5 protein-coding genes and 1 pseudogene are annotated in these 6,518 nt (G+C 66.2%); all 6 read left to right on the top strand.

Translation table 11 applies throughout. From position 1 onward, the window contains the following. Positions 1 to 354 (top strand): annotated as a pseudogene (locus DYI42_RS22725) (hypothetical protein); the annotation flags it as partial. Continuing rightward, positions 351 to 1,514: a BatD family protein gene (locus DYI42_RS22720; protein ID WP_213549245.1), complete on the top strand. Its 1,164-nt coding sequence runs from the start codon at positions 351 to 353 to the stop codon at positions 1,512 to 1,514. The pseudogene DYI42_RS22725 and the gene DYI42_RS22720, both read left to right, overlap by 4 nt. A gap of 93 nt (positions 1,515 to 1,607) precedes the next feature. Continuing rightward, positions 1,608 to 2,237, top strand: a complete 630-nt coding sequence (gfa, locus tag DYI42_RS22715) for an S-(hydroxymethyl)glutathione synthase (RefSeq protein WP_440870662.1) — start codon at positions 1,608 to 1,610, stop codon at positions 2,235 to 2,237. Positions 2,238 to 2,399: 162 nt separating this feature from the next. Beyond that, positions 2,400 to 3,128, top strand: a complete 729-nt coding sequence (locus DYI42_RS22710) for a response regulator (RefSeq protein WP_213549243.1) — start codon at positions 2,400 to 2,402, stop codon at positions 3,126 to 3,128. Between the two features lies 1 nt (position 3,129). Beyond that, the gene (locus DYI42_RS22705; RefSeq protein WP_342344728.1) at positions 3,130 to 4,296 is read left to right on the top strand and encodes an FIST N-terminal domain-containing protein; all 1,167 of its coding nucleotides are present in this window, start codon (positions 3,130 to 3,132) and stop codon (positions 4,294 to 4,296) included. Next, positions 4,296 to 6,518 (top strand): PAS-domain containing protein (locus DYI42_RS22700; RefSeq protein WP_213549240.1); only part of this gene is annotated, 2,223 nt, incomplete at its 3' end. The genes DYI42_RS22705 and DYI42_RS22700, both read left to right, overlap by 1 nt.

The following is a 6,518-nucleotide window of genomic DNA, read 5'->3' as shown; positions in this document are numbered from 1 at the left end:
GCCTATTACGCCGGGCTGGCGCTTGAGGCGGGCTCGGTGGTGGAGTGGTTTACCGAGCGTGACCAGCGCGGCGAGGCGGTGGAGAGCTTCGAGGCGCGGGGCAACGCGCGGGCGGCGGGGCAGGGCACCGAGGTGACGAATGTGGGCGCGCTGGTTGGCCTTCCAGAGGTGTTGAGCGGCGGCGCGCGCGAGGTGCGAAAGGTGTTCGATGACAAGTTCATCACCGCCGATGAGCGCTGGCTGGAGACGCTTGAGGACGTGCCCGGTGCCTTCCTCGCCGCGCGCATCCGGCATGAGGCGAAGCGCCGGGCGCGGGCAGGCGAGGGCCAGCCCGAGGCCGAGGATCCGCAATGAAGGCTCTGGTGGCATGGCTGATGCTGGGGGGTGCGGCCTTGGCGCAGAGCGCCGAGGTCCGCCCGGGCGACATTGAGCTGACGGTGACGGTGGAAGAGAGGGATACCGCGCCTTTTGCCGGGGAGATGGTTCTGGTGACGATCCACGGCATCTACCGCCGCCATATCGCGCGGGAGAAGCTGGAGCAGCCGGAGCTCGATGGCTTTGCGTGGATGCAACTCGGCGAGGACTACTGGTACGAGACCCGTGAGCGGGGTCAGCCGGTGAAGAACTTCCGTCGGCGGATGGCGCTGTTTCCCGAGGCGGCGGGTGCGCTGGAGATCGGGGCCTTCACCCATCATCTCACCCTCATCGACGAGAACGACGACTGGTTTGACCATGATCTGGCTTCCGCCCCCGTCCGCTTTAATGTGGAGCCTGCCCCGGAGGTCGGTGACTGGTGGTTTCCGGCGCGGCGGCTTCAGGTGTCTGACAGCTGGTCGAATGCGCCGGACCAGTTGGCCGAGGGCGAGGGGGTGCTTCGGATCGTGCGGGTTGCGGCAATGGGGACTGCACCGCAGATGATCCCGCCGATGCCCGAGTTGCGCTCGCCTTCGGGCCTTGTCTTTGCGCACCCCGAGCAACGGCTGGTGGAGCTTTCGCCGGAGGGGCCGGTTTCGATCGCGTTCTGGCGCTGGACGATTCAGCCGGGCAACGGGGTGTCGGCGATCACCGAGCCGATGGAGTTCGCGTGGTATGACACCGAGGCCCGGATGGCGCGGCAGGTGCGGATCGGGGCGCAACGGGTGGCCTATGCAGCGCCCGTGCGCGGTGTGCCACCGCCGGGCGCGCCGGGCGCCGAACGCTCGGGGCTTGCAGGCCTGGTCCTTGCCGTCAGCGCGCTTACGGCGCTCGTGACGCTGCTCTGGAAGCGCAGCTGGGCGCGGCCCGGCTTTGCCGATCCGTTGCGCTGGCGCATCCGGCGGGCGGCCCGCGCTGGCGACCTTGCCGCGATGAGGCGGGCGGGGGCCGCGCTGATCCAGCAGGACGGCGGCAGCGCGCAGGCGCGGGATGCGATGGCCCGCCTCGATGAGGCACTCTTCGGCAAGGGCGGAGCGAGGCCCGAGGCGAGGCCGATTGCGCGGGCGCTGCTGGCCCGACAGACCGAGACTCTTGGCTGAATTGCCAGACGGCGGCTGCCATCGCACCATCATGGCACCAGAGCGGGGATGCGAGGGGGCATTCCGGCCGACCCTAAGAGGGGGAGAAGACCCATGAGTCTGTGGTCCAGACTGTTCGGCGGCAAGGAGGAGGAGCCTGCCATGAACGATACAGTGAAGATACATCCGGCCGTTGACGGCGGCGTAGCGCCCGGAGGCGCGAGTTTCAGTGGAGGCACGATAAAATGCCTCTGCAAGAGCGACCCTGTCGTGGTCGAGATCGGGAGCCAGACCGCCCACAACCACGTGTGTGGCTGCACCAAGTGCTGGAAGCCCGATGGTGCCGTGTTCAGCCAGATCGCCGTGGTGGGCCGGGATGCCGTGACCGTGGCGCAGGGCGCCAACAAGCTGAGCGTGGTGGACCCGTCTGCCGCGATCCAGCGGCACGCCTGCTCGGGCTGTGGTGCGCATATGTATGGCCGGATCGAGGACGAGGGCCATCCGTTCCATGGCCTTGATTTCGTACACACCGAGTTGAGCGATCAGAGCGGTTGGTCGGCGCCTGAGTTTGCCGCCTTCTGCTCATCCATCATCGAGAGCGGGGTGAATCCCGACAGGATGGACGGCATCCGAGCCCGGCTCAGGGAGCTTGGGCTGGAGCCCTATGACTGCCTTTCTCCGCCGCTGATGGACGCGATTGCGACCCATGTGGCCAAGCAGAAGGGCGTGTTGGCCGACGCCTGAAGGGGCGGGCCGCCAAGCGATGACGCCGGAGGGGGGCGAGGGCCTGCCTCCGGGTGGTTCTTTGCACGCTGTGGCGGAAATCTGCCGAGGGTTTCAACCGCTGCGACGTTGTTGCACAGTGCGAATTTTTCCTGCTAGCCTCCTGAACAGGGAGGACTAATCATGAAACATGAGGCGCTTGAGCGACGACCGTGCGCTATCGGCTCGGTGCTGGTGATCGACGATCACCCGCTTTATGGGGCGGCTCTTGAATCGGCGCTGCGCCATGTGTTCGAGGGCTGCGAGATCGTGACCGCGACCACGCTTGGCGAGGGGATCAAGGCGCTGGCGCGCGATTTTCGGCCTGACATGGTCCTGCTCGATCTGAAGCTGCCCGATGTTACCGGGATCAGCGGCTTCCTGCGGCTGCGGGAGGGGTTGCCGGATGTGCCGGTGGTGGTGATCTCGTCGCTGACCAGCGACGAGGTGATCCAGGCCGTGATGGATGCGGGCGCGGCGGGTTTCGTGCCCAAGGATGCGCCAATGGCCGACCTGCGCGCGGCGCTCTGCGAGGTGCGCAGCGGCCTGACCTACCTGCCCAAGGGTTTCACCCGTGTGCGCAAGACGCCGCAACAGGTGCGCGATGCGCAGGAAGTGGCCCGCCGGATCGCCGAGCTGACGCCACAGCAGACCCGGATCATGAAGCTGATCTGCGTGGGCAAGCCCAACAAGCAGATTGCCTATGAGATGGATCTTGCCGAAGCCACGGTGAAGGCGCATATCACCGCGCTGCTGCGGCGCCTTGGCGTGCAGAACCGCACCCAGGCCGCCGTGCTTGTTGAAAGCGCGAACCTCGACGGCAGCGGCGGGGCCGGCGAACAGAGCGACGCGCAGGCGTTTCTGAGCAACTGAGGTGAGGGAGGCCGGATCAGGGGAGGAGCGGGACGCGCTGGTAGGTGTGGCCGTTTCCCATGCCTTGGGCGGTGTCGAGGCTGTGCGGGAGGTGGCCGAGGCGCTGCTGCCACGGGAAGCCTGCTTCATCCTGCTCTTCGTGCCGGAGGCGCTGGAGCTTTCCGATGTGGAGGCGGGCGTTGCAGCCCATCTCGCGGGCAGCCTCGTGTTCGGCTGCACGACCGCAGGGCAGATCACCCCGGATGGCTACGAAAACGATGCCTTGTTGGCCCTCGCATTTCCGCGCAGCCATTTCCGCTGCGCCTCCCAACTGATCGCACCGCTGAAACCCCTGTCGATCCAGCGGATCACGGATGATGCCCGGGCGCTGGACGCGCGATTTCAGCGGACCGCGCATTGGAACCGGCTGGCGCTCACGATCACCGACGGGCTTTCGAAGCAGGAAGACATGCTGGTGGCCGCCCTGGAAGCCGGTCTGGACGAGATGCCGATTTTCGGCGGCTCCGCGGCCAACGGGCTGAACTTCAAGCAGACCTCGGTGCTGCACGGCGGCAAGTTTCATACCAACGCGGCGCTGGTGCTGATGCTGGAGACCGATCTGGAGTTCTCTGGGATCGGCTTTGACCACTTCCTGCCGACCGGCCACCAGATGGTGGTGACGGGCGCCGAACCCGAGGAGCGCGTGGTATACGAGATCAACGGTGCGCCGGCGGCGGATGAATACGCCCGGCTGGTGGGCGTGCCCCGCGAGGCGCTCTCGCCACAGGTCTTTGCCGAGAACCCGGTGCTGGTGCGCAACTCGGCGCTCTACCATGTGCGTGCCATCCAAGAGGTGCAGGAGGGCGGGGCGCTTTCCTTTCTCAGTGCCATTGACGAGGGCCTGTTGCTGACGCTTGGCAAGGGGCAGGAGATTGTGAAGACCATGGCTCAGGAGCTTGACTTGCGCGACGGTCGCGGGCGGTCGCCGGAGTTCATCCTTGGTTTCGATTGCGTGCTCAGGCGGATCGAAATCGACCACAAGCAGCTCACCCGCCAGGCCTCGGAGGTGCTGCGCGACCGGAAGGTGCTGGGCTTCAACACCTATGGCGAGCAGCATTGCGGCGTGCATGTGAACCAGACCTTCGTGGGCGTCGCCTTCTTTGAGCCGAAGGAGCGGGCGCTGCACTGATGATCGACCCGGATGATCCGCTTGAGGTGCAGGTCGAGAAGCAGGCCAAGATCATCGCCGCACTGGTCCGCCGCGCGGGCCGCCAGAACGAGGTGGGCAGCCAGGCTTACAGCGCCTTTCAGTCCGCCATCGCCTTGCAGGGGCAGGTCTGGGCCAAGACGCGCGATCTTGAGCGCGCCTCCAGCGAGTTGAGCCAGCTTCGCCATGATCGGGAACGCAGCCAGAAAAACCTCACCGATGCGCTCTCTGTCATGGAGGGGGGCTTCGCGCTTTTCGAGGAGGGTCGGCTGCGGATCTGCAACGACCTCTTTCGCAGCCTGCTGCCGGATATTTCCGAACGCATCCGGCCCGGGCTGACGCTGTCGGACTACTTCGACGCGATGGAACATTCGGCCCATCTGGAGCCCGACGACGAGCAGGTGGCGCCGCCGCTGCGCAAGCGGCAGGGTGGCGGGAGCGATACGGCGCTGTCGTCTTTCGTGATCGCGCTGCGCGGCGACAGGTGGTTTCAGATCAGCCAGCAGGGCACGGGCGGGGAGACGGTGATCGTGCTCCAGACCGAGATCACCGACATCGTGCGCAAGAACCGCTCGGAGAAGGCACAGCTGATCGACCTGCACGCGCACTACTTGCAGGCCGCCATCGACCATATGAGCCTTGGCCTCTGCACGGTAAGCGCCGAGGGCACGGTGACGCTTCACAACGACCGGTTTCGCGAGCTTCTGGGGCTGCCCTACACGCTGGTGCAATCGGGCACGCTGTTTACAGAGGTGGTGGGCTTCATTCGGGGCAACTACCTGATCGACAGCGAGAACATGGCGCTGTTTGACGGCTGGATGGAGCGCGCCGGCAATGACGGGCGGTTGCGCCAGACTTTGCGACACGCCTCTGGCCGGGTGCTCGATATGCACACCCACGCGCTGCCGGACCGGGGCTTTCTGGTGGATATCAAGGATGTGACGCTGGAATACCGCGCCACGGAGCTGCTGGAAAAGCGGGTGGCCGAGCGCACCGCGGAACTGACCCGGGCCAACACGCGGCTCACCGCGCAGTTCGAGGAGTTGGCGCGGGTGCAGGAGGCGCTGCGTCTGGCCAAGGAGGAGGCGGAGGCGGCGAACTCGTCGAAAACCCGCTTTCTGGCCGCCGCAAGCCACGACCTGCTGCAACCGATCAACGCCGCCAAGCTGTTGATTTCTACACTCTTCGACATGAGCCGCGAAAGCCCGATGGCCGATACGGTGGAGCGGCTGGAAGGGGCCTTTACCTCGATGGAGCAGCTGCTGCACGCGCTGCTCGATATTTCACGGCTGGAAAGCTCTACCGGGCAGCTGAACCCAACCGAGGTGTCTCTGTGGTCTGTCATGCAGACGGTGACGCAGGATCAGCAGGCCTTTGCCGCTCGAAAAGGCGTGCGCCTCAGCGCGGTGCCCTGCAGCCTTTGGGTGCGGTCGGACCAGCGCTACCTCTTCCGCTCGATCCAGAACCTGGTGGTGAACGCGATCCAATACACCGAGAGCGGGCGGGTGCTGGTGGGGTGTCGCCGCAAGCCGGACGGCAAGGTGGAACTGCAGGTTTGGGACACGGGGATCGGGATTTCGCGGAAGGACCAGCGGCGGATATTCGAAGAGTTCACCCGGGCCGATAACGTGCCACCGGGCAGCGGCATGGGGTTGGGCCTTTCGATCGTGGATCGGACCTGCCGCCACCTCGGTCACAGGGTGGGTGTGCGTTCAAAGCCCGGGGTGGGCTCTGTCTTTTCCATCGAGATGGAGGCCGTGGCACCGCCGGCCGCGGCGAAGGAGGCCGAAATGGCGCCGCGGGAAGGCAGCCTGCCGGATATGGACCTGATCGTGCTGGTGGTAGAGAACGACCCGGCTGTTCTGGACGCCACCACGCGCAAACTGGAGCGCTGGGGCGCAAGCGTGCTTGGGGCAAGGGGCACGGCGGAGGCGCTTGGGATGCTGGCCGATCTGGGGGTGCCGCCTGACATCATGCTGGCCGATTACCAGCTGGACGGCGCTGACCTGGGCACCGAGGCGATCCGCGCGGTGCGGGAGGCCACTGGGGCCCATGTGCCCGCGATCATGATCACCGCCGACCGCTCGCCCGAACTGGCCCAGGCGGGCGCGGAGCAGGATTTCACCGTGATGACGAAGCCGGTGGAGCTTTCGCGCCTGCGCCCGCTCATGCACTGGAAGGCCGGCATGGCGGAGGGGGCCAGG

It is taken from the genome of Vannielia litorea (genome assembly GCF_018424695.1).
Taxonomy (GTDB): Bacteria; Pseudomonadota; Alphaproteobacteria; order Rhodobacterales; family Rhodobacteraceae; genus Vannielia; species Vannielia litorea_A.
This window is presented reverse-complemented; position numbering and strand designations above follow the sequence as displayed.